Source organism: Burkholderia sp. AW33-5 (assembly GCF_053427615.1).
In genome coordinates, this window is the sequence record NZ_JBSAXA010000009.1 from 155505 (window position 1) to 177915 (window position 22411).

Below are 22411 nucleotides of genomic sequence, written 5' to 3' on the forward strand. Positions count from 1 at the left end.
CGTGTCTGCTGAAGTCCAAATGATCAATCCGGCCGCGGCGAACGCGGCAACCAGCCGCCGCGACGCGGAGCAGGGCGATGCGACGGGCCAGGAGTTCCTCGTCTTCACGCTCGGCGACGAGGAATACGGGATCGACATCCTGAAGGTGCAGGAAATCCGCGGCTACGACAGCGTCACGCGCATCGCCAACGCGCCGGACTTCATCAAGGGCGTGATCAACCTGCGCGGCATCATCGTGCCGATCGTCGACATGCGGATCAAGTTCCATCTCGGCCGCGTCGAGTACGACCACCAGACCGTCGTGATCATCCTGAACGTGTCGAACCGCGTGGTCGGGATGGTGGTCGACGGCGTGTCGGACGTGCTGACGCTGCAGACCGACCAGATCATGCCGGCGCCGGAGTTCGGCGCGACGCTGACGACCGAGTACCTGACGGGCCTCGGCACCGTCGATGGCCGGATGCTGATCCTGATGGACATCGAGAAGCTGATGTCGAGCCGGGAAATGGCGCTGATCGAGACGCTCGGCGGGTAAGCGCGCCGCGCGCGCAGGAATTTCGGGAGAATCTGCAATGTTGCATAACTGGTCGATCCGCACGACGCTCACGGCGGTCGGACTCATCCTCGTGTGCCTGGCCGCCGCGGTCGGCGGGCTCGGCCTCTACGCGCTCAATCACGCGAGCCGTTCGCTCGACGAGATCGCGCACGTCGACCTGCCGGCGATTCACACGCTGGACGACACGGCCGCGCACCTGCTGCGCTCGCGCATTGCGCTCGATCGCTTCCGTACGCTGACCGAAGCCGGCAATACGGCCGAGGCGGCGAAGGTGCTCGACCGTGCGCAGGAGCTGTATACGAAGTCGAACCAGAACTGGCAGGCGTTCCAGTCGACGCCGAAGCTCGGTGTCGAGCAGGCGCTCGTCGACGAGCTCACCGCCCGCTACACGACGATCGTGAAGGAAGGTGTCGAGCCCGAATTTGCCGCGGCGCGCGCGGGCGACATGGCGGCGTACCACGCGATTGCCGACGCGAAGATCAGCCCGATGTTCGTCGCGTTCGACCAGACGGCGGCGGCCGTGATCGCATCGCTGCAGAAGCGCGCTGAAGAGCGCCAGGCCGCGACGCAGTCGCAGATCTCGCTGATGGTCGCGCTGATCGCGGCCGGCATCGCGATCGCGTTCGTCGTCGTGATCGCGATCCGCTTCGCCATGCGCGGGCTGATCGTGAAGCCGCTCGAGGACGCGATCGCGCACTTCGAGCGCATCGCCGGCGGCGACCTCACGCAGCCGGTGAACGTGTCCAGCAGCAACGAGATCGGCCGTCTGTTCGGCGGCATCAAGCGGATGCAGGACGCCGTGACGACGATGGTGCAGGCCGTGCATCGCGGCACCGAGTCGATCGACGTCGGCGCGCGCGAGATCTCGACCGGCAACACCGACCTGTCGCAGCGCACCGAGGAGCAGGCCGCGTCGCTGCAGGAAACCGCATCGAGCATGGAGCAGCTGACCGGCACCGTGCGGCAGAACGCGGAGAACGCGCGGCAGGCGAGCCAGCTCGCGGTGAACGCGTCCGACATCGCGACGCAGGGCGGCGACGTCGTCGGCCAGGTCGTGTCGACGATGCAGGACATCGCGGCGAGCTCGGGCAAGGTCGTCGACATCATCGGCACGATCGAAGGCATCGCGTTCCAGACCAACATCCTCGCGCTGAACGCGGCGGTCGAAGCCGCGCGCGCGGGCGAGCAGGGCCGCGGTTTCGCCGTGGTCGCGGGCGAAGTGCGCTCGCTGGCGCAACGCAGCGCGAGCGCCGCGAAGGAAATCAAGCAGCTGATCGGCGATTCGGCCGAGAAGGTCGAAAGCGGGTCGACGCTCGTCGCGCGCGCCGGCTCGACGATGGACGAGATCGTGCAGGCCGTGCGCCGCGTGACCGACATCATGGGCGAGATCAGCGCCGCGTCGGACGAGCAGTCGACCGGCATCGAGCAGGTCAATCGCGCGGTCGGCCAGATGGATTCGGTCACGCAGCAGAACGCGGCGCTCGTCGAGCAGGCCGCGGCGGCGGCCGCGTCGCTCGAGGAGCAGACGCGCCAGATGAAGGCGGTCGTGTCGGAGTGGCGCGTCGCGGGCGGCATCGCGCTCGCGCCGGCGCGCAACGCTGCACGCCCGGCCGCGCATGCAGCGGCGCCGGCGTTGCCGTCGGCGCACCGTCACGAAGCGTCGCCGGCCGCATTGCCGGCACCGCAGGCTGCCGCGCAGCCGGCCCGTCGCGCCGCACCGGCGCCGCATGCCGCGGCACCGGCCGCGAGCCACGAAACCCGGCGCGCGCCGGACGCCGCTGCCGCACGCGCATCGAAGGAAGCGCCGGCCGCGGGCGGCTACGGCCCGCGTCTCGCGAAGGCGGCCGCCGCACCGGCGCCGAAGTCCGCCGAGAAGCCCGCACTGGTACGCCCCGCGCTGAACGGCGAGAAGCCGGCGATGGCGGCGGCCGGCACGTCCGACGACGACTGGGAGACTTTCTAAGCCATGCCGTCCGCGCGCGCACCGTTTCGACCCGATGCACCGGATGCCTCGCCCCGCGCGGGCGAGCCGGGGCGCGACTTCGCGTTTACCGGCGCGGATTTCGCACGCATCCGCGCGCTGATCCATCAACGCGCGGGCATTTCGCTGTCCGAGCACAAGCGCGACATGGCGTACAGCCGGCTCGCACGCCGGCTGCGCGCACGCGGCCTCGACACGTTCCGCGACTACCTCGACCTGCTCGAGCAGGAGGACGATCCGCTCGAGTGGGAAGCGTTCACCAACGCGCTGACGACGAACCTGACCGCGTTCTTTCGCGAGTCGCACCATTTCCCGATCCTCGCCGACTTCGTGAAGCGTCGCGCGGCGCCCGTGTCGGTGTGGTGCTCGGCGGCGTCGACCGGCGAGGAGCCTTACTCGATCGCGATCACGCTGATCGAGGCGCTCGGCGAATCGGCCGCGCGCGGCGCATCGATCCTCGCGACCGATCTCGACACGCAGGTGCTCGCGAAGGCCGAGGCCGGCATCTACACGTACGACCAGGTCAAGCACCTGAGCCCGGAGCGGCTCAAGCGCTTCTTCCTGAAGGGCACGGGCGCGCAGGCCGGCCGAGTGAAGGTGCGCCCGGAACTGCGCGCGATGATCCGCTTCGAGCAGCTGAACCTGACCGATGCCGACTACGGGATCGCGAAGCCGTTCGACGCGATCTTCTGTCGCAACGTGATGATCTATTTCGACAAGCCGACGCAGGGGCAGGTGCTGTCGCGCTTCGAGCCGCTCGTGAAGCCGGGCGGCCTGCTGTTCGCCGGGCATTCGGAGAATTTCACGTACGTCTCGCAGGCGTTCCGGCTGCGCGGGCAGACGGTGTACGAACTGACGCGCGATGCCGCGCCGGGCCTGCGCCCGCACGGCGCCGCGCCGGCCGCGGCGGCGCCGCGCGCCCATGCGCGTGCCGCGGGTGCCGTGCCCGCTTACGGAGAACGCGGATGAGCGCCCTGCCGATCGCGACCAATCGCTACTTCGACAACCACTTCGAACGCCCCGGCGTAAAGCTGCTGCCGAACGAGTTCTACACGACGTCCGAGGACATGGTGCTGATGACCGTGCTCGGCTCGTGCGTCGCCGCGTGCCTGCACGACCCGTTGGCGGGCATCGGCGGGATGAATCACTTCATGCTGCCCGACGACGGCGCCGATGCCGGCGCGGCCGCGTCGGAGTCGATGCGCTACGGCGCGTACGCGATGGAAGTGCTGATCAACGAACTGATCAAGGCCGGCGGGCGCCGCGAGCGCCTCGAGGCGAAGGTGTTCGGCGGCGCAGCCGTGCTGGCCGGGATGACGACCATCAACATCGGCGACCGCAACGCGGATTTCGTGCGCCGCTACCTCGCGCTCGAACGCATCCGCATCACCGCGGAGGACTTGCAGGGCGTGCACCCGCGCAAGGTCGCGTTCATGCCGCGCACCGGCCGCGCGATGGTGAAGAAGCTGCGGCTGCAGGTGCCGGGGGTGACCGAGCGCGAAGCCGCGCTGGCGCGCGAGGCCGACCGCGTGCGCGCCGAGCGGCCGCGCGCGCACGTCGAGCTGTTCGCGGCGAAGCGGCCGGCCGCGCCGCCGCCGGCACGCCCGCGCATCGAGCTGTTCGGCGCACGCGGCGGCGCGGGCGCGCAGACGACGAACACGAAGGCCGGCAGCCCGTTTGCGGCCAACCTTTCGAGAAAGCAGGAGGCATGACCGCAGTGCAGAAGATCAAAGTGTTGTGCGTCGACGACTCGGCGCTGATCCGCAGCCTGATGACGGAGATCATCAACAGCCAGCCCGACATGGAAGTGTGCGCGACCGCGCCCGATCCGCTCGTCGCGCGCGAGCTCATCAAGCAGCACAACCCGGACGTCCTGACGCTGGACGTCGAAATGCCGCGCATGGACGGGCTCGACTTCCTCGAGAAGCTGATGCGCCTGCGGCCGATGCCGGTCGTGATGGTGTCGTCGCTGACCGAGCGCGGCTCCGAAATCACGCTGCGCGCGCTCGAACTCGGCGCGGTGGATTTCGTCACGAAGCCCCGCGTCGGGATTCGCGACGGCATGCTCGACTACGCGGAAAAGCTCGCCGACAAGATCCGCGCGGCATCGCGCGCGCGCGTGCGCCAGACGCCGCAGCCGCAGGCCGCCGCGCGCGCGGCGAGCGGCCAGCCGGCCGCGCCGATGGTCAACAACCCGCTCGTCAGTACCGAGAAGCTGATCATCATCGGCGCGTCGACGGGCGGCACCGAGGCGATCCGCGAGGTGCTGACGCCGCTGCCGCCGGACGCGCCGGCGGTGCTGATCGCGCAGCACATGCCGCCCGGCTTCACGAAGTCCTTCGCGCAGCGGCTGAACGGCCTGTGCCGGATCGCGGTGAAGGAAGCCGAGCACGGCGAGCGCGTGCTGCCGGGCCATGCGTACATCGCGCCGGGCCATGCGCACCTGCTGCTCGCGCGCAGCGGCGCGAACTACATCGCGCAGCTGTCCGACGAGCCGCCGGTGAACCGGCACCGGCCGTCGGTCGACGTGCTGTTCCGCTCGGCGGCGCAGCATGCGGGCAAGAACGCGATCGGCGTGATCCTCACGGGGATGGGCCGCGACGGCGCGGCCGGCCTGCTGGACATGAAGCGCGCGGGCGCCCACACGTTCGCGCAGGACGAGGCGAGCTGCATCGTGTTCGGGATGCCGCGCGAGGCGATCGCGCTCGGCGGCGCGGACGAGGTCGCGCCGCTTTCGGAGATGAGCCGGCGCGTGATGGCGCGACTGGCGACGATGGGCGACCGCGTGCAGCGCGTCTGAATGAAATGTCAGGGGGCGCGTGCGATGCTGCGGGCCCCGACGGTAACGAATCTGCAAAGGAACGACGATGGACAAGAGCATGAAAATCCTGGTGGTGGACGATTTCCCGACGATGCGCAGGATCGTCCGCAACCTGCTCAAGGAACTGGGCTACACGAACGTCGACGAAGCCGAGGACGGCGCGGCCGGCCTCGCGCGGCTGCGCGGCGGCGGCTTCGACTTCGTGATCTCCGACTGGAACATGCCGAACCTCGACGGCCTCGCGATGCTGAAGGAAATCCGCGCGGACGCGACGCTCACGCACCTGCCGGTGCTGATGGTCACGGCCGAGTCGAAGAAGGAGAACATCATCGCGGCCGCGCAGGCGGGCGCGAGCGGCTACGTCGTGAAGCCGTTCACGGCCGCGACGCTCGACGAGAAGCTGAACAAGATCATCGACAAGATGGCCAAGGCCGGGAGCTGACGTGAACGAGCCGATCCATGCGGCGCTCGCCGGCGCGGCAGTCAACGCCGACGGCCACGCCGAAGGCGCCGATTACGCGAGCGACCGGATCCTCGCGCGCATCGGCCACGTCACGCGCACGCTGCGCGATTCGATGCGCGAGCTCGGCCTCGACAAGCATGTCGAGCGCGCGGCGGAAGCCGTGCCCGATGCGCGCGACCGGCTGCGCTACGTCGCGACGATGACCGAGCAGGCGGCCGAGCGCGTGCTGAACGCGATCGAGGTCGCGAAGCCGATGCAGGAGCGCATCCAGAACGAGGCCGAGGCGCTCGATGCGCGCTGGGCGCAGTGGTATGCGGCGCCGATCGAGCACGCGGAAGTGCGCGAGCTGATGGACGACACGCGCACGTTCCTGCGCGCGTTGCCGGAGGCGGCGTCGGCGACCAGCGCGCAGCTGCTCGAGATCATGCTCGCGCAGGATTTCCAGGACCTGACCGGGCAGGTGATCAAGAAGATCATGGACATGGTCTACCTGATCGAGCAGCAGCTGCTCACGGTGCTCGTCGAGAACATCGCGCCCGAGCGGCGCGAGCAGTTCGCGGCGACCGCGGCCGCGCTCGCGGCCGAGCAGATCAGCGCGACCGGCAGCCCGGAGTCGCTGCTGAACGGGCCGCAGATCGCGCCGGAAGGCAAGTCCGACGTCGTGCAGGACCAGGCGCAGGTCGACGACCTGCTCGCGAGTCTCGGCTTCTGATGCTGTCCCGGCGCATCGGCGCCGCGCCCGATCGTGGCGCGGCCCGGTGCGCATGGCTTTCCCCCATGCTCGTCACGGCGAGCCCCCGCGCGCGGGTCGTGCCGCACGTCATGTTGCGTTGCGTCATGCAACATTGATTTGACACTGCGACACATTCCGCAGGCATACTCGCAGGCATACTACGCGTCAGCAGCAACGAAGCGTCATTCTTAAGACTTTCATTTGTTGGCCCGCGGCGCCGCGCCTGACGATGGCACCGCCGGCAACGAAGCCAGTCCCTTGGGGGGGAACGTGAAGCTGAAACGCTTGGGCTGGGCCGCCGCGCATGCGACGGCCGCAATGGGTGTGCTGTGGGCCGTCCACGCACAGGCCGAACTGGGCGGCGCGCCGATGTCGCCGCCGGCGGACGATCGCGCCGCCACGGTGCGCGCGCTGCAGCGCGCGATGCGCTCCGCCGACGGCGCGCAAGCGAACGCGGCCGCCTACACCGTCCGCGAGATCACGCTCGGATCGGGCACCGTCATCCACGAATACACGAGCGCGGCCGGCACCGTGTTCGGCCTCGCCTGGCGCGGGCCGAGCATGCCGGACCTCGAGTCGCTGCTCGGCAGCTATTTCCCGCAGTACACCGCCGGCGTCCAGGTCGCGCATGCGGCGCGCGGCTGGCGCGCGCCCGTGTCCGTCGATACGAGCGGCCTCGTGATCCGCACCGGCGGCCACATGGGCGCCTTCGCGGGCCAGGCATGGCTGCCGACGGCGCTGCCTGCCGGGCTGACCGGCAACGACATCCAGTGACAGCGGGAGAGCGATCTTGCGAATTCCTCGTGTATTTGTCCGCCGCGCCGGTGTGCTTAGCCTGGTTGCTGCGACAACTGTCCTTCTTTCGTCTTGCGGTGGTGGGGACGATTCCGGGGCGTCTTCATCGAACGCCGATAGTTGCACGGCGGTGGTCAATGCTGGTCAGCCCAATGTTGCCGCGAATGCCGTGGCGATGACCGTCGGTGGCGGCGTAGCGAACGTCATCAACATTCCAACTGTTAGCGTGAAAGTTTGCGCGCCTGGCTCGTCGAACTGCCAGATCGTTGACAACGTGCTCGTCGACACCGCCTCGTATGGGCTTCGACTCGTCGGTAGTGCGGTCTCGGGTGTGCTAAATAGCCTGCCCCCTACGACCACGAGTAGCGGTGCGCCCATCGCAGAATGCGGCAAGTTCGTGTCGAGCTATACATGGGGTTCCGTGCGCACCGTCGACCTGCAGGTCGGTGGTGAGGCCGCTAGTTCGCTACCAGTACAGATCATAGGTGACCTCGGCACGACGAATGTGCCGAGTTCGTGTACGAACGGCGGCGCATCGGCCAACACGGCGCGCGACCTCGGCGCGAACGGCATCCTCGGCATCGGGCCGGCACCGGTCGATTGCGGCCCGAGCTGCGCGACGTCGACGTCGGCGACGTTCAACAACTACTATGCATGCCCGAACGGCAATTCGAGTTGCGCCGTGACGCCGGTGCCGGTTGCACAGCAGGTGGCCAATCCGGTCCATCGCTTCGCGACCGACAACAACGGCGTGATCGTGCAGATGCAGCAAGTGTCGAGTTGTGGGCAGACCGGTGCGACGGGTCTGCTGACGTTCGGGATCGGCACGCAGAGTAACAACGCGCTTGCTGCGTCCACCGTGTTGACCTCGACGACGACGGGCGACGTAAATGCGACGTTCCTCGGCGGCAGCGTGACCGCGTTCTTCGATACGGGCTCGAACGCGTACTTCTTCAACGATTCGTCGCAGACGAAGTGCTCGACCAACACCCAGTTCTACTGCCCTGCGCGGTCTACCACCTATACGGCGACGTTGACCGGCCAGAACGGCGCGACGGGCGGCGTGTCTATGCCGATCATGAATGCCGATAGGCTGTTCGCGAATTCGTCGACGTTCGCGTTCAACGACATCGCGGGCCCGTTCGGCGCGGCCGGCTGGCTCGACATCGGCATGCCGCACTTCTACGGCAAGACGATCTACTTCGGGATGGACCGGACCGGCAGCGGCGGCGCGCAGCCTTACGTCGCGTTCTGATCGCGCACGCACGGCGGCGGCAGGAAAGGGGGCGAGCGATCGCCCCCTTTTTTTTCGCCTTCGCCAGCGGCGACGCACTACGCATCGGGCGGCCGCGCCGTGCCGGCACAGCGCCTACGATATAAGACCGGCAACGGTGCCGGCACGACATCGAGGAGACAGCGCCATGAGCCAGCGTATTCAACGCATCACGCCGTTTCTGTGGTTCGACCACGACGCCGAGGCGGCCGCCCGCTTCTACGTGTCGGTGTTCGACGACGCGCGGATCCTGAACGTCGCCCGCTACGGCAAGTCCGGTGCGCAGGCGTCGGGGCAGGCCGAGGGCGCGGTGATGACGGTGTCGTTCGAACTGGACGGGCAGGCGTTTCTCGCGCTGAACGGCGGCCCGGCGTTTCCGCTCACGCCGGCCGTGTCGTTCGTCGTCAACTGCCGCGACCAGCAGGAGATCGACCGCTACTGGACGGCCCTGTCCGACGGCGGCGACGAGCGCGCGCAGCAGTGCGGCTGGCTGCGCGACCGCTTCGGCGTGTCGTGGCAAGTGGTGCCCGTGCAGATGGCCGAACTGATGGCGGGCGATCCGGCACGCGCCGAGCGCGTGATGGCGCAGGTGATGAAGATGAAGAAACTCGATCTCCATGTGCTGGAGCAGGCGGCGGCGGGCTAGCGCGAACGCCGGCCGGGACGCGCCGTTCCCGACGTGCATACGTGACGTTCGGCAATATTCTCGGTCGGCCGGTAAATGTGCGCCGAACGATCGATTCGATTATCGATCGCGGCGCGTTTCATGCTGGTGTAATCAAGTCGTGGATTATCTGGCCGTCGTTTATGCCGGGCCGTCGCGATTATAAAAATGACGTGACGTGACGTGCCGCACGCGATGCGGCATGCCGCCGCTGAAGCCGCTCCAGTTCTGCCGGAGCCCGCGTGCGAGCCGGTCGGCACGCGAAAAGAGATGCAATGCCCGGAAATTCAAACTTATAATGCCCGCGTTGTTTCCGGGGTCGCCGGTATAAAACATGAGGGCAATAAAATGAATTTCACCGAAGCCGTTCGTTCCGCACTCAATCAATATGCGAAATTCGAGGGCCGCGCGCGCCGTGCCGAATACTGGTATTTCGCGTTGCTGACCAGCGTCGTGTCGATCGTCTGCCAGGTGATCACCATGGCGGGGCGCGACCCGAGCGCGCTTTCGCTGCTGCTGATGATCGTCGCGGCCGTCGTGTCGCTCGCGCTGGTGCTGCCGAGCCTCGCGGTCACCGTCCGCCGCCTGCACGATACGGGCCGCTCCGGCTGGTTCCTGCTGATCGCGTTCATTCCGATCGTCGGCGGGATCCTGCTGCTCGTGTGGATGTGCTCGCGCGGCACCAACGGCCCGAACCGTTTCGGCTCGGATCCGATCCCGGCGATCTGAGCGCCGCCCGCCTCGACGCGCGACGCCGTCGCGTCGGGGCGGGCCGACGATCGTTCCACGGCCGCCTCGATCTCCCGCTTCACCCGCTTCCCCGCACCCGCCCGCGAACGCGGTTTCCACCGCCTCCCGGCGCGCCGCGCCTGCCCGCGACCTCCCGCCGCACCGGCCCGCCCGATTCCCCGAAATACCCCCCTTTCCCGGCTTTGCTCGACCGATCGGCGTTTGACGTGCGCATGAATAATCGGTGTCACTGGAAAGCGGCATTTCGCCGTACCCGACTGGAGGCACCGTGGCAGACGAGAGCGATCTCGACAGAACCGAAGCCGCCACTCCGAGACGCCGCGAGAAGGCGCGCGAGGAGGGGCAGGTCGCGCGTTCGCGCGAACTGGCTTCGTTCGCGCTGCTCGCGGCCGGGTTCTACGGCGCATGGCTGCTCGCGGGTCCGTCGGGCGCCCATCTCCAGACGATGCTGCGCGGCGCGTTCGCGTTCGACCGCGCGACCGCGTTCGACACGCACCGGATGCTGTCGGCGGCCGGCAGCGCGAGCGTCGAAGGTCTCGCCGCGCTGCTGCCGATCCTCGCGCTCACCGGCCTCGCCGCGCTGCTCGCGCCGATGGCGCTCGGCGGCTGGCTGATCTCGCAGAAGACCTTCGAGCTCAAGTTCGACCGCCTGAACCCGATTTCCGGCCTCGGCCGGATGTTCTCGATCCAGGGGCCGATCCAGCTCGGGATGTCGCTCGCGAAGACGCTCGTCGTCGGCGGGATCGGCGGGATCGCGATCTGGCGCAGCAAGGACGAGCTGCTCGCCCTCGCGACCCAGCCGCTCGGCTCGGCGCTCGCCGATGCGATGCACCTGGTCGCCGTGTGCTGCGGCACGACGGTCGCCGGGATGCTGGTGGTCGCCGCGCTCGATGTGCCTTACCAAATCTGGCAGTACAACAAGAAGTTGCGCATGACGAAGGAAGAAGTGAAGCGCGAGCATCGCGAGAACGAAGGCGATCCGCACGTGAAGGGCCGCATCCGCCAGCAGCAGCGCGCGATCGCGCGGCGCCGGATGATGGCCGCCGTGCCGAAGGCCGACGTGGTCGTCACGAACCCGACGCACTTCGCCGTCGCGCTGCAGTACACGGACGGCGAGATGCGCGCGCCGAAGGTCGTCGCGAAGGGCGTGAACCTCGTCGCCGCGCGCATCCGCGAGCTGGCGGCCGAGCACAACGTGCCGCTGCTCGAAGCGCCGCCGCTCGCGCGTGCGCTGTATCACAACGTCGAACTCGAACGCGAGATTCCCGGCTCGCTGTACTCGGCCGTCGCCGAAGTGCTCGCGTGGGTCTACCAGCTGCGGCGCTTCCGCTCGGAAGGCGGCGCCTTCCCGGCCGCGCCGGTCGATCTCGACGTGCCGGCCGATCTCGACAAGGGGTCGTCGGTATCGGCCGACGACGAGCGTGAAGAAGCCGAAGACACGCTCGGCAAGCAAGGAAACGCAGCATGAGCACCCCGACCACCGGCCTGTTCGCCAAACGCCAGAATCCGTTCGCCGGCACCAACCTGCGCGCGCTCGCGGGCCCGATCCTCATCTGCATGATCCTGGGGATGATGATCCTGCCGCTGCCGCCGCTGCTGCTGGATCTGCTGTTCACGTTCAACATCGCGCTGTCGGTGATGGTGCTGCTCGTCAGCATGTACACGATGAAGCCGCTCGACTTCGCGGCGTTCCCGAGCGTGCTGCTGTTCTCGACGCTGTTGCGCCTGTCGCTGAACGTCGCGTCGACGCGCGTCGTGCTGCTCGAGGGCCACACCGGCCCCGACGCGGCCGGCCAGGTGATCGAGGCGTTCGGCCACTTCCTCGTCGGCGGCAACTTCGCGGTCGGCATCGTTGTCTTCGTGATCCTGATGATCATCAACTTCATGGTGATCACGAAGGGCGCGGGGCGGATCGCCGAAGTGTCCGCGCGCTTCACGCTCGACGCGATGCCGGGCAAGCAGATGGCGATCGACGCCGACCTGAACGCGGGCCTCATCAACGAAGAGCAGGCACGCAAGCGGCGCCTCGCCGTGTCGCAGGAAGCCGAGTTCTACGGCTCGATGGACGGCGCGTCGAAGTTCGTGCGCGGCGACGCGATCGCGGGCCTGATCATCATGGCGATCAACGTGATCGGCGGGCTGATCGTCGGGATGGTGCAGCACGACATGTCGTTCGCGGCGGCCGGCACCAACTACACGCTGCTGACGATCGGCGACGGCCTCGTCGCGCAGATTCCGTCGCTCGTGATCTCGACGGCGGCCGGCGTGATCGTGTCGCGCGTCGCGACCGACGAGGACATCGGCACGCAGATCACCGGCCAGCTGTTCACCAACCCGCGCGTGCTGACCATCACCGGCGCGATCATCGTGCTGATGGGGCTGATCCCGGGCATGCCGCACTTCGCGTTCCTCGCGCTCGGCGGCGGCGCGATCTGGCTGGCCCGCACGCAGGTCCGCCGCGCGGCGGCCCGCGTGGCGGCCGGCGACGTGACCGAGATCGCACCGCCCGCCGCGCTGCCGGGCGACAGCCACGAGGCGACCTGGGACGACGTGCAGCTGATCGATCCGCTCGGCCTCGAAGTCGGCTACCGGCTGATTCCGCTCGTCGACAAGAACAGCGACGGCGAACTGCTCAAGCGCATCAAGAGCATCCGCAAGAAATTCGCGCAGGAGATCGGCTTCCTGCCGCCGGTGATCCACATCCGCGACAACCTCGAACTGCGGCCGAACGCATACCGGATCGCGCTGAAGGGCGTCGAGATCGGCGCGGGCGAAGTGTTCCCGGGCCAGTGGCTCGCGATCAACCCGGGCCAGGTGACGGCCGCGCTGCCGGGCGCCGTGACGCAGGATCCGGCTTTCGGGCTGCCCGCCGTGTGGATCGACGTCGCGATGCGCGAGCAGGCGCAGGTGTACGGCTACACGGTCGTCGATGCGAGCACGGTCGTCGCGACGCACCTGAACCATCTGGTCGTCCAGCACGCGGCCGAACTGCTCGGCCGCCAGGAAGTGCAGGCGCTGGTCGAGCGCACCGGCAAGGATGCGCCGTCGCTCGTCGAGGACCTCGTGCCGAAGACGATCTCGCTGACGACGCTGCAGAAAGTGCTGCAGAACCTGCTCGAGGAAGGCGTGCCGATCCGCGACATGCGCACGATCCTCGAGGCCGTGTCCGAACACGCGGGCCGCGGCGACGCGTACGAGATCACCGCCGCGGTGCGGCTGTCGCTCGGCCGCGCGATCACGCAGCAGTGGTATCCGGGCTCGGGCGAGATGCAGGTGATGGGCCTCGATTCGAATCTCGAGCGCGTGCTGTCGCAGGCGCTCGCCACCGGCGCGAACCCGGGCCTCGAGCCCGGCCTCGCGCACAACCTTCTGACCGGCACGCAGCAGGCGATGCTGCGTCAACAGAATCTCGGGCTGCCGCCGGTGCTGCTGGTGCAGCACGCGCTGCGCGCGATGCTCGCGCGTTTCCTGCGCCGCAGCCTGCCGCAACTGAAAGTGCTGTCGTATGCCGAAGTGCCGGACACGCGCACGATCAAAGTCGTTAACGTCATCGGGGGTTCCGCTTGAACATTCGCAAATTCACCGGCGCGACCAGCCGCGACGCGCTTCGCCTCGTGCGCGAGGCACTCGGCGCCGACGCCGTCGTGCTGTCGAACCGCACGCTCGATGACGGCAGCGTCGAAATCGTCGCACTCGCCGACTCGGATCTCGCCGCGGTCACGCCGCCGGCCGCCGTCCGGGCGCGCACCGTCGCGCCGCGCGCGCCGGAATCCGTGCCGGCCGCAGCCGTCCCGGGCATCGTGTCGCGCCCGGGCGCGGCGCTCGCGCGCCCGGCCGTCAATCCGTATGCGGCGGGCGAAGGCGGCCTGCCGGACGTGTTCTCGTCGGTGTTCGGCGCGAGCGCCGAAGCGACGAAGCCGGCAGCCGAAGCGGCCGCCTTCGACGCCGGCATGGACACGGCATCGAACGCGCCGGTCGCGCCTGCGCCTGCCGCCGGCGCGCCGGCGGCAGCGTCCGAACCCGCGCCGTGGCTCGTCGAGCACGCGAAGCGCCTGACCCAGCAGCGCGAAGCGCTGATCGCCCGCGCGCAGGCGGCACCGGCCGCGCCGCAGGCACCGGCGCGCGCGCCGCAGGACGCCGCATCCGCGACGCCGGCCGGCTGGGCGCGCGACATCGTGCGCGACGCCGAACGCCGGATCCCGTCGGCCGCCGCGCCGATGACCCGCCAGAGCGAAGCGAGCGCCGCGAAGCCGGCCGAACGCACGCGCCTGTCCGCGGAAGCGGCGGCCGCGGTGGCCGACGCGGTGAAGACGCGCATCGAGAGCATCGTCAACGACACGGTGATGCACGAGCTCGGCGCGATGCGCGGGATGATGGAAGAGCAGTTCGACAGCCTGATGTGGCACGACCGCCAGCGCCGCAGCCCGGTGCACGGCGCGCTGACCAGGCACCTGTTCTCGGCCGGCTTCTCCGCGCAACTGGTGCGCATGCTGGTCGACAACCTGCCGTCCGGCGACGACGCGCAAACCATCGAGCAGGCCGCCGAATGGGCGCAGTCGGTGCTCGCCGCGAACCTGCCGGTGCTCGAGAGCGAAGACGCGCTGATGGAGCGCGGCGGCGTGTTCGCGCTGATGGGGCCGACCGGCGTCGGCAAGACGACCACCACGGCGAAGCTCGCCGCGCGCTGCGTGATGCGCTTCGGCGCGAGCAAGGTCGCGCTCCTGACCACCGACAGCTACCGGATCGGCGGCCACGAGCAGCTGCGCATCTTCGGCAAGATCCTCGGCGTGCCCGTGCACGCGGTGAAGGATGCGGGCGATCTCGAGCTCGCGCTGTCCGAGCTGCGCAACAAGCACATCGTGCTGATCGACACGATCGGCATGAGCCAGCGCGACCGCGCGCTGTCCGACCAGATCGCGATGCTGCACGGCGCGAACGCGCCGGTGCAGCGCCTGCTGCTGCTCAACGCGACGAGCCACGGCGACACGCTCAACGAGGTCGTCCAGGCCTACCGCAGCGCGGCCGAGTATCCCGATCTCGCCGGCTGCATCCTGACCAAGCTCGACGAGGCGACCCACCTCGGCGGCGTGCTCGACACGGTGATCCGCTACAAGCTGCCGGTCCATTACGTGTCGACCGGCCAGAAAGTGCCGGAAAACCTGTACGTCGCATCGACCCGGTTCCTGCTGAAGAGCGCGTTCTGTGTGCCGCGCGACGGCTCGCCCTTCGTGCCGCAAGACGAGGACATGCCGACGCTGCTTTCCGCACTGACCGCACGTTCCACCGCCGAGCTGCACGAGGTGCGATTTGGATAAACGGATCATCGATCAGGCCGAAGGGCTGCGGCGCCTGCTGGCCGGGCGCGCGTCGCGCATCGTCGCGGTGACGGGCGGGCCGGCGGGCGTCGGCTGCACGACGACCGTCGTGAACGTCGCGGCCGCGCTGACCGCGCTCGGCAAGGACGTGCTCGTCGTCGACGAGCGCGCCGACGTGCATTCGGCCACGGCGACGCTCGCCGGCGCCTGGCTGCGCGACGGCGAACGCACGCGCGTCGCCGCCGGGTTCGGCCTGTGCGCGGCCGCGCGGGACGGCTACAGCGAGTCGCAACTGAGCGACTTCGTCGACGGCCAGGCCGACATCGTGCTGGTCGACGCGCAACTCGGTGCCGACGGCACGTTCTCCCCGCTCGCGCGCGAGGCGCACGACGTGCTGATCGTCACGCGGGTCGCCGCGCAGGCGATCACCGAGGCGTATGCGTGCATGAAGCGCCTGCATTTCGCGCACGCGGTCGCGCAGTTCCGCGTGCTGACCAATCACGTCGGCAGCCACGCCGACGCCAGGACCGCATTCGACAACCTCGCGGGCGTCGCGAGCCGCTACCTGACGGTGTCGATCGCCGACGCCGGCTGCGTGAGCGCCGATCCGCTCGTCGAGCATGCGCGCGAGCTGATGCACACCGCGGTCGACGCGTTCCCGTCGTCGGTCGCCGCGCGCGATTACCGGCAGATCGCCGCCGACCTGCTGTACTGGCCGATGCGCCCGCGATCGGGCGCCGGCCGCGCCGTGCATGCGGGCGGCAAGCCGTCGTACGAGGCGGGTGCGGCACACGCCGCGTGAGCGCCACCGGAAGGAGAGAGCCATGATGTACAACGCTCAAGGAAAGATGACCCAGGCCGACGTGCTCGCGCAATACGCGCCGCTCGTGCGGCGCCTGGGGCTGCAGCTCGTCGCGAAGATGCCGGCGAGCGTCGATCTCGACGACCTGATCCAGGCCGGCATGATCGGCCTGATGGACGCGGCCGGCCGCTACAAGGAAGACCAGGGCGCGCAGTTCGAGACCTACGCGACCCAGCGCATCCGCGGCGCGATGCTCGACGAGCTGCGCAGCAACGACTGGCTGCCGCGCAGCCTGCGCAAGACATCGCGCGAGGTCGAGTACGCGGTGCACCAGGTCGAGCAGCAGCTCGGCCGTTCCGCGAGCGAGACCGAGATCGCGCAGCACCTGAAGATGCCGCTCGACGAATATCAAGGGATGCTGCAGGACCTGCACGGCAGCCAGCTCATCTACTACGAGGATTTCGATCGCGCGGCCGACGACGAGCCGTTCCTCGACCGCTATCGCGTCGATCACGCCGATCCGTTGTCGTCGCTGCTCGACGAACATCTGCGCGAGGCGCTCGTCGAAGCGATCGAGCGGCTGCCCGAGCGCGAGAAACTGCTGATGTCGCTGTACTACGAGCGCGGGCTGAACCTGCGCGAGATCGGCGCGGTGCTCGAGGTCAGCGAGTCGCGCGTGTGCCAGCTGCACAGCCAGGCCGTCGCGCGCCTGCGCGCGCGGTTGCGCGAACAGGCATGGGTCGGCGCCGAGAACTGACCCTTTCATAGCGCCCGCGCGCGCCGACGCCGCGCGCGGTGCGTGGCGCGCGGCGCGCATTTCCCGCGCCGATTTGCTACAATCCCTCCCGCTTCCCGAGGAGCGTTGCGACGGACCATCCTGCGTCCGCCAGGCTCGGAAAGCTTCACCAAGCAGCCGTGCGGCAACCTTCGCGCCGGCCCCGCTTCCTGAACGGCGCTCACGTCACCAATTTCTAGAACTTTTTTAGAAAGGAGGGCGTGATGAACGCCATTATCGATTCGCAAGCTTCCAAGGATTACATCGTCGCCGACATGGCGCTTGCCGGCTGGGGCCGCAAGGAGCTGAACATCGCCGAGACCGAAATGCCGGGCCTCGTGCAGATTCGCGACGAATACAAGGCGCAGCAGCCGCTGAAGGGCGCGCGCATCGCAGGTTCGCTGCACATGACGATCCAGACCGGCGTGCTGATCGAGACGCTGAAGGCGCTCGGCGCCGATGTCCGCTGGGCGTCGTGCAACATCTTCTCGACGCAGGACCACGCCGCTGCCGCGATCGTCGAAGCCGGCACGCCGGTGTTCGCGTTCAAGGGCGAGTCGCTCGACGAATACTGGGAATTCTCGCACCGCATCTTCGAATGGCCGAACGGCGAATTCGCGAACATGATCCTGGACGACGGCGGCGACGCAACGCTGCTGCTGATCCTCGGCTCGAAGGCCGAGAAGGACCGTTCGGTGATCGCGAAGCCGACCAACGAGGAAGAAGTCGCGCTCTTCAAGTCGATCGCGAAGCACCTCGACGCCGATCCAACCTGGTACTCGACGCGCCTCGCGCACATCAAGGGCGTGACCGAAGAAACCACGACCGGCGTGCACCGCCTGTACCAGATGGAAAAGGACGGCCGCCTGCCGTTCCCGGCGTTCAACGTGAACGATTCGGTCACGAAGTCGAAGTTCGACAACCTGTACGGCTGCCGCGAGTCGCTCGTCGACGGCATCAAGCGCGCGACCGACGTGATGATCGCGGGCAAGGTCGCGGTCGTCGCGGGCTACGGCGACGTGGGCAAGGGTTGCGCGCAATCGCTGCGCGGCCTGGGCGCGACCGTGTGGGTCACCGAAATCGATCCGATCTGCGCGCTGCAGGCGGCGATGGAAGGCTACCGCGTCGTGACGATGGAATACGCGGCCGACAAGGCCGACATCTTCGTGACGGCGACCGGCAACTACCACGTGATCAACCACGATCACATGAAGGCGATGCGCCACAACGCGATCGTCTGCAACATCGGCCACTTCGACTCGGAAATCGACGTCGCGTCGACCCGCCAGTATCAGTGGGAAAACATCAAGCCGCAGGTCGACCACATCATCTTCCCGGACGGCAAGCGCGTGATCCTGCTGGCCGAAGGCCGCCTCGTGAACCTCGGCTGCGCGACCGGCCACCCGTCGTTCGTGATGTCGAACTCGTTCGCGAACCAGACGCTCGCGCAGATCGAACTCTTCACGCGCGGCGAACAGTACGAGAACAAGGTGTACGTGCTGCCGAAGCATCTCGATGAAAAGGTCGCGCGCCTGCACCTCGCGCGCATCGGCGCGAACCTGTCCGTGCTGTCGGACGAGCAGGCTTCGTACATCGGCGTGCAGAAGGACGGCCCGTTCAAGCCGAACCACTACCGCTACTGATGCACCGCCGCCGTCGCGCCGCGTTCATGCGCGGCGCGGCGGCACGGTGCCGGACCGCCGGCCGCCGCGCCGTGTCCGCCGCCGCGCGGGCACGTGCGGCGGCCGGCGGCGGCCACTGACCGACCAGATCGACAACCGAACCGGAGCCCTCCATGAGCGTCATCCTCACCTGGGTCATCAACGCCCTCGCGCTGCTGATCATCACGTACCTCGTGCCGTCGATCCACATCAAGAGCTTCGGCACCGCGCTGATCATCGCGGTCGTGCTCGGCCTGATCAACACGGTGATCCGTCCGGTGCTGATCCTGCTGACGCTGCCGGTCACGATCGTCACGCTCGGGGTGTTCATCCTCGTCGTGAACGCGCTGTGCTTCTGGTTCGCGTCGTCGCTGCTGAAGGGGTTCGAGGTGTCGGGTTTCTGGTCGGCGTTCTTCGGTTCGATCCTGTACAGCATCGTGTCGTGGCTGCTGTCCGCGCTGATCTTCGGGCAGCGCGACATCGGCTGACGGCCGCGCCCATTCTTGCGAATCATGAAATCGATCGAACTCTCGTTTGAATTCTTCCCGCCGAAGACGGCGGACGGCGTCGAAAAGCTGCGCGCGACGCGTGCGCAGCTGCTGCCGCTGAAGCCGAAATTCGTCTCCGTGACGTTCGGCGCCGGCGGCTCGACGCAGCAGGGCACGCTCGATACCGTGCTCGACATGCAGAAGGACGGCCTCGAGGCCGCGCCGCACCTGTCGTGCATCGGCTCGTCGCGCGACAACCTGCGCGCGATCCTCGACCAGTACCGCTCGCACGGCATCCGGCATATCGTCGCGCTGCGCGGCGATCTGCCGTCGGGGATGGGCGAGGTCGGCGAGCTGCGCTATGCGTCCGAGCTCGTCAGCTTCATCCGCGCCGAGCATGGCGACTGGTTCCACATCGAAGTCGCCGGCTATCCGGAATACCACCCGCAATCGCGCTCGCCGAAGGCCGATCTCGAAAATTTCGCGCGCAAGGTGAAAGCCGGCGCGAATTCCGCGATCACGCAGTACTTCTTCAACGCCGACGCGTATTTCCGCTTCGTCGACGATGCGCGCAAGCTGGGTGTGGACGTGCCGATCGTGCCGGGCATCATGCCGATCACGAACTTCTCGCAGCTGATGCGCTTCTCGGAAATGTGCGGCGCGGAAGTGCCGCGCTGGGTCGCGCGCCGGCTCGAGAGCTTCGGCGACGATCGCGACGCGATCCGTGCGTTCGGCGCGGACGTCGTCACGAGCCTGTGCCAGCGCCTGATCGACGCGGGCGTGCCGGGTCTGCACTTCTATACGCTGAACGCGGCGACCGCGACGCGGACGATCTGCGAACGGCTCTCCATGTAAGCGTCATCGCGCGGTTGCATGCGCAAAAGCCTCGCCGGCAAAACCGGCGGGGCTTTTTTTCGCCGACGGCCGACGGCCGGCGGCGCTGGCGTCAGCGCTGCGCCTGCATCAGCGGCGGACGCCGGTCGAACCACGGCCGCGCCTGTTCGAGCTGGCGCGCGAGCTTCAGCAGCAACGCCTCGTCGGTGTGACGCGCGACGAACTGCACGCCGATCGGCAGGCCGCGCGCGTTCCAGTAGAGCGGCACCGACATCGCCGGCTGGCCCGTCAGGTTGAACAGCTCGGTGCAGCCGGCCCACGCGAACGCCTTTTCCGACGCCTTCGCGAGCATTTCCCGCAGCAGCGGTTTTACCGGCAGCGCGCCGAGCAGCTTCATCTGCGCGGCTTCGAGCGGCGTCGGCTGCAGCTCGCCGATCTTGACCGGCGGCCCCGCGAGCGTCGCGCACAGGATCGCGTCGTAGCGCGACACGAGGCCCGAGACCTGCACGGTGAGCTGGCGCTGCCATTCGAGCACGTCCGGCAGGCGCGCGCGGGCGATGCGCCTGCCGACGACGGCCATCGCCCACGTCGCCGGTTCGAACTCCGCGCGCTTCGGCGTGCGCCCGGTCAGCGCGCGTGCACCCAGCACCATCTCCTCGGCGATCGTCGCCCACAGCGTGAGAAAGGTTTCGGCCGCGCGTGCGTAGTCGATGTTCAGCGTCGCCGGCTCGACGTGATGGCCGAGCGATTCGACGAGCGCGGCCGCGTCGTCGAGCGCCGCGCGCGTGTCGTCGGAAAGCGCCGGCGCGAGCATCGGGTCGACGACGAGGCCGATCCGCAGCGGACCGGGCGGCGTGTCGAGCTCGCCCAGAAAGGTGCCGGGCGCGCCGGGCGGCAGCGTCTGGCCGGTCGTCACGTCGAGCAGCAGCGCGCTGTCGCGCACGCTGCGCGACACCGCATGCTGAACCACCAGCTCGCCGTTCGACGGCGAGTCGACCAGCACCGGATTGCGGCTCGGCTTCAGCCCGAACAGCCCGCAGCACGACGCCGGAATCCGGATCGAGCCGCCGCCGTCCGACGCATGCGCGAGCGGCACGATGCCGGCCGCGACGGCCGCGGCCGCGCCGCCGCTCGAGCCGCCGGGCGTGTGATCGAGGTTCCACGGATTGCGGCACGCGCCGAACAGTTCGGGTTCGGTGTACGGCATCTGGCCGATTTCCGACGTGTTGGTCTTGCCGAACACGTTGAGCCCCGCCGCGCGGCTGCGCGCGATCACCGGCGAATCGTCGGCGGGGACGAAGTAGCGATAGTGGCGGCTGCCCATCGACAACGGCAGCCCGGCGACCGCCGCGCCGAGATCCTTGACGAGATACGGGACGCCCGCGAACGGCGCATCGGTGCCGGTATCGACGGCCGATTCCGCCCGCTTGCGCGCATCGTCGTAGTCCTGCAGCACGATCGCGTTGATCGCGCCGTTCACCGCTTCGGCCTGGCCGATCGCGGCGTCCAGCAGTTCGCGCGGGCTCGCCTTGCGCTCGCGCACGAGTGCGGCGAGGCCGAGCGCGTCATGCGCGAGATAGTCCGAGTGCATCGCAGTCACCCCCGTTGTGACCCGTGGCGATGAAAGGAGGATAACGCGGGCCCGACGCGCCGGGCCCGCTGCCGGCCGCCGTTACGCGTGCTCGGCGAGGAACGTCAGCGTGCGGCCGTGCGCGAGCGCCGACGCGCGTTGGTTGTACGACGCGCGATCGGTGCAGTTGAAGCCGTGTTCGGCGCCCGGATACAGATGGAACGACGCGTTGTAGCGGCCCGCGAACGCGGCCTTCACCTGCTCGACGGCGTCGAGCGGGATTCCGTGGTCGTTCTCCGCGTAGTGGAACAGGATCGGCTGCGTGATCTTGCCGGCGAGGTCGAGCGCATTCTGGATGCCGCCGCCGTAATAGGCGACCGCCGCATCGACCTTGCCGGCCGCGGCCGCGCGATACGCGAGCTGGCCGCCGAAGCAGTAGCCGATCGCGGCGACCTTGCCGGTGGCTTCGGGGCGCGCGCGCAACGCGTCGGCGGCCGCGCCGATGTCCGCGATCGCGAGACCGACGTCGGTCTTCTTCATCAGCTCGATGCCCTTGTCGCGATCGGCGCCTTCGTAGGTCAGCTCGACGCGCGGCTGCATGCGCCAGAACACGTCCGGCGCGAGCGCGACGAAGCCGTCGGCCGCGTACTGGTCGGCGACCGCGCGGATGTGCGCGTTCACGCCGAAGATCTCCTGGATGATGATGACGGCGGGGCCCTCGCCGCGCTTGGGCAGCGCGAGATAGCCGCCGAAGCTGTCGTTACCGGTCGGGATGTCGATCCATTGGGCAGTCACGTTGGAACTCCTGGCGAACGGGCGCGCGACATGCGCACCGCGGATGGAAAAAAGGGCGGCCTAGTGTGCCACCAATCCCGTGGCGCTGCAGCGCGCAAGCGGCGCGCCTGCCGGGTGTGCGCGCGTGTCGAATCA

The 22411-nt window shown here is 68.6% G+C and carries 21 protein-coding genes and 1 riboswitch; of the genes, 19 read left to right on the top strand and 2 right to left on the bottom strand.

All coding sequences use genetic code 11. The annotated features are described in order from the left end of the window. Nucleotides 1-19 precede the first annotated feature (19 nt). From cheW to metF, 19 genes are all read left to right on the top strand, one after another. The gene (gene cheW / locus ACV22V_RS16950; RefSeq protein ID WP_031397017.1) at nt 20-535 is read left to right on the top strand and encodes a chemotaxis protein CheW; all 516 of its coding nucleotides are present in this window, start codon (nt 20-22) and stop codon (nt 533-535) included. 37 nt (nt 536-572) lie between these two features. Further along, nucleotides 573-2519, top strand: a complete 1947-nt coding sequence (locus tag ACV22V_RS16955; RefSeq protein WP_448014751.1) for a methyl-accepting chemotaxis protein — start codon at nt 573-575, stop codon at nt 2517-2519. A 3-nt stretch (nt 2520-2522) separates the two neighbouring features. Continuing rightward, the gene (locus tag ACV22V_RS16960; protein ID WP_059533487.1) at nt 2523-3506 is read left to right on the top strand and encodes a CheR family methyltransferase; all 984 of its coding nucleotides are present in this window, start codon (nt 2523-2525) and stop codon (nt 3504-3506) included. Continuing rightward, on the top strand, nt 3503-4249 hold the full coding sequence (gene cheD, locus ACV22V_RS16965; RefSeq protein ID WP_059699654.1) for a chemoreceptor glutamine deamidase CheD: 747 nt from the start codon (nt 3503-3505) through the stop codon (nt 4247-4249). The genes ACV22V_RS16960 and cheD overlap by 4 nt, the downstream gene beginning before the upstream one ends. Further along, nucleotides 4246-5337 (top strand): protein-glutamate methylesterase/protein-glutamine glutaminase, encoded by a 1092-nt coding sequence (locus tag ACV22V_RS16970; protein ID WP_059533483.1) that lies wholly within the window; start codon nt 4246-4248, stop codon nt 5335-5337. The genes cheD and ACV22V_RS16970 overlap by 4 nt, the downstream gene beginning before the upstream one ends. Nucleotides 5338-5404: 67 nt before the next feature. Then, entirely contained in the window at nt 5405-5800 is a 396-nt protein-coding gene (gene cheY, locus ACV22V_RS16975) for a chemotaxis response regulator CheY (protein WP_006754880.1), read from the top strand. A gap of 1 nt (nt 5801) precedes the next feature. Beyond that, nucleotides 5802-6533, top strand: a complete 732-nt coding sequence (cheZ, locus tag ACV22V_RS16980; protein ID WP_059533481.1) for a protein phosphatase CheZ — start codon at nt 5802-5804, stop codon at nt 6531-6533. A gap of 291 nt (nt 6534-6824) precedes the next feature. Next, nucleotides 6825-7328, top strand: a complete 504-nt coding sequence (locus ACV22V_RS16985; protein ID WP_059505484.1) for a DUF2844 domain-containing protein — start codon at nt 6825-6827, stop codon at nt 7326-7328. 16 nt (nt 7329-7344) lie between these two features. Then, nucleotides 7345-8604: a DUF3443 domain-containing protein gene (locus ACV22V_RS16990; protein WP_448014755.1), complete on the top strand. Its 1260-nt coding sequence runs from the start codon at nt 7345-7347 to the stop codon at nt 8602-8604. A 166-nt stretch (nt 8605-8770) separates the two neighbouring features. Next, on the top strand, nt 8771-9268 hold the full coding sequence (locus tag ACV22V_RS16995) for a VOC family protein (protein ID WP_448014757.1): 498 nt from the start codon (nt 8771-8773) through the stop codon (nt 9266-9268). A gap of 213 nt (nt 9269-9481) precedes the next feature. Further along, a complete protein-coding gene (locus ACV22V_RS17000) occupies nt 9482-10015 on the top strand; it encodes a DUF805 domain-containing protein (RefSeq protein WP_448014759.1) in 534 nt (177 codons plus the stop codon). 289 nt (nt 10016-10304) lie between these two features. Next, complete coding sequence (gene flhB / locus ACV22V_RS17005; RefSeq protein ID WP_448014760.1) at nt 10305-11504, top strand: flagellar biosynthesis protein FlhB; 1200 nt, start codon at nt 10305-10307, stop codon at nt 11502-11504. Then, complete coding sequence (flhA, locus tag ACV22V_RS17010) at nt 11501-13603, top strand: flagellar biosynthesis protein FlhA (protein WP_059533471.1); 2103 nt, start codon at nt 11501-11503, stop codon at nt 13601-13603. Before flhB ends, flhA begins: the two co-directional genes overlap by 4 nt. Next, nucleotides 13600-15351, top strand: a complete 1752-nt coding sequence (flhF, locus tag ACV22V_RS17015; RefSeq protein WP_448014762.1) for a flagellar biosynthesis protein FlhF — start codon at nt 13600-13602, stop codon at nt 15349-15351. Before flhA ends, flhF begins: the two co-directional genes overlap by 4 nt. Then, complete coding sequence (locus tag ACV22V_RS17020) at nt 15344-16153, top strand: MinD/ParA family ATP-binding protein (RefSeq protein ID WP_059533467.1); 810 nt, start codon at nt 15344-15346, stop codon at nt 16151-16153. The genes flhF and ACV22V_RS17020 overlap by 8 nt, the downstream gene beginning before the upstream one ends. 22 nt (nt 16154-16175) lie before the next feature. Beyond that, complete coding sequence (locus tag ACV22V_RS17025) at nt 16176-16910, top strand: RNA polymerase sigma factor FliA (protein ID WP_059452641.1); 735 nt, start codon at nt 16176-16178, stop codon at nt 16908-16910. A 91-nt stretch (nt 16911-17001) separates the two neighbouring features. Beyond that, nucleotides 17002-17118, top strand: a riboswitch (S-adenosyl-L-homocysteine riboswitch). A gap of 34 nt (nt 17119-17152) precedes the next feature. Next, a complete protein-coding gene (gene ahcY, locus ACV22V_RS17030) occupies nt 17153-18571 on the top strand; it encodes an adenosylhomocysteinase (protein WP_059533465.1) in 1419 nt (472 codons plus the stop codon). A gap of 152 nt (nt 18572-18723) precedes the next feature. Continuing rightward, nucleotides 18724-19077, top strand: a complete 354-nt coding sequence (locus ACV22V_RS17035) for a phage holin family protein (RefSeq protein WP_006477367.1) — start codon at nt 18724-18726, stop codon at nt 19075-19077. A gap of 24 nt (nt 19078-19101) precedes the next feature. Further along, a complete protein-coding gene (metF, locus tag ACV22V_RS17040) occupies nt 19102-19932 on the top strand; it encodes a methylenetetrahydrofolate reductase [NAD(P)H] (protein WP_059533463.1) in 831 nt (276 codons plus the stop codon). Nucleotides 19933-20023: 91 nt separating this feature from the next. Here the strand turns inward: metF and ACV22V_RS17045 are convergent, their stop codons facing one another. Both ACV22V_RS17045 and ACV22V_RS17050 read right to left on the bottom strand, forming a co-directional pair. Next, nucleotides 20024-21502: an amidase gene (locus ACV22V_RS17045; protein WP_448014765.1), complete on the bottom strand. Its 1479-nt coding sequence runs from the start codon at nt 21500-21502 to the stop codon at nt 20024-20026. An 81-nt stretch (nt 21503-21583) separates the two neighbouring features. Next, nucleotides 21584-22276, bottom strand: a complete 693-nt coding sequence (locus ACV22V_RS17050) for a dienelactone hydrolase family protein (protein WP_448014767.1) — start codon at nt 22274-22276, stop codon at nt 21584-21586. Nucleotides 22277-22411 lie beyond the last annotated feature (135 nt).

Excerpts from the sequence above, each read along its gene's own strand:
- ACV22V_RS16955 (WP_448014751.1), top strand. The coding sequence starts at position 573 with ATGTTGCATAACTGGTCGATCCGCACGACGCTCACGGCGGTCGGACTC.
- ACV22V_RS17025 (WP_059452641.1), top strand. The coding sequence starts at position 16,176 with ATGATGTACAACGCTCAAGGAAAGATGACCCAGGCCGACGTGCTCGCG.
- ahcY (WP_059533465.1), top strand. The coding sequence starts at position 17,153 with ATGAACGCCATTATCGATTCGCAAGCTTCCAAGGATTACATCGTCGCC.
- cheY (WP_006754880.1), top strand. The coding sequence starts at position 5,405 with ATGGACAAGAGCATGAAAATCCTGGTGGTGGACGATTTCCCGACGATG.
- ACV22V_RS17000 (WP_448014759.1), top strand. The coding sequence starts at position 9,482 with ATGCGGCATGCCGCCGCTGAAGCCGCTCCAGTTCTGCCGGAGCCCGCG.
- ACV22V_RS16960 (WP_059533487.1), top strand. The coding sequence starts at position 2,523 with ATGCCGTCCGCGCGCGCACCGTTTCGACCCGATGCACCGGATGCCTCG.
- ACV22V_RS17045 (WP_448014765.1), bottom strand. The coding sequence starts at position 21,502 with ATGCACTCGGACTATCTCGCGCATGACGCGCTCGGCCTCGCCGCACTC.
- metF (WP_059533463.1), top strand. The coding sequence starts at position 19,102 with ATGAAATCGATCGAACTCTCGTTTGAATTCTTCCCGCCGAAGACGGCG.
- ACV22V_RS17035 (WP_006477367.1), top strand. The coding sequence starts at position 18,724 with ATGAGCGTCATCCTCACCTGGGTCATCAACGCCCTCGCGCTGCTGATC.
- flhA (WP_059533471.1), top strand. The coding sequence starts at position 11,501 with ATGAGCACCCCGACCACCGGCCTGTTCGCCAAACGCCAGAATCCGTTC.
- cheD (WP_059699654.1), top strand. The coding sequence starts at position 3,503 with ATGAGCGCCCTGCCGATCGCGACCAATCGCTACTTCGACAACCACTTC.
- ACV22V_RS16995 (WP_448014757.1), top strand. The coding sequence starts at position 8,771 with ATGAGCCAGCGTATTCAACGCATCACGCCGTTTCTGTGGTTCGACCAC.
- ACV22V_RS16970 (WP_059533483.1), top strand. The coding sequence starts at position 4,246 with ATGACCGCAGTGCAGAAGATCAAAGTGTTGTGCGTCGACGACTCGGCG.
- cheW (WP_031397017.1), top strand. The coding sequence starts at position 20 with ATGATCAATCCGGCCGCGGCGAACGCGGCAACCAGCCGCCGCGACGCG.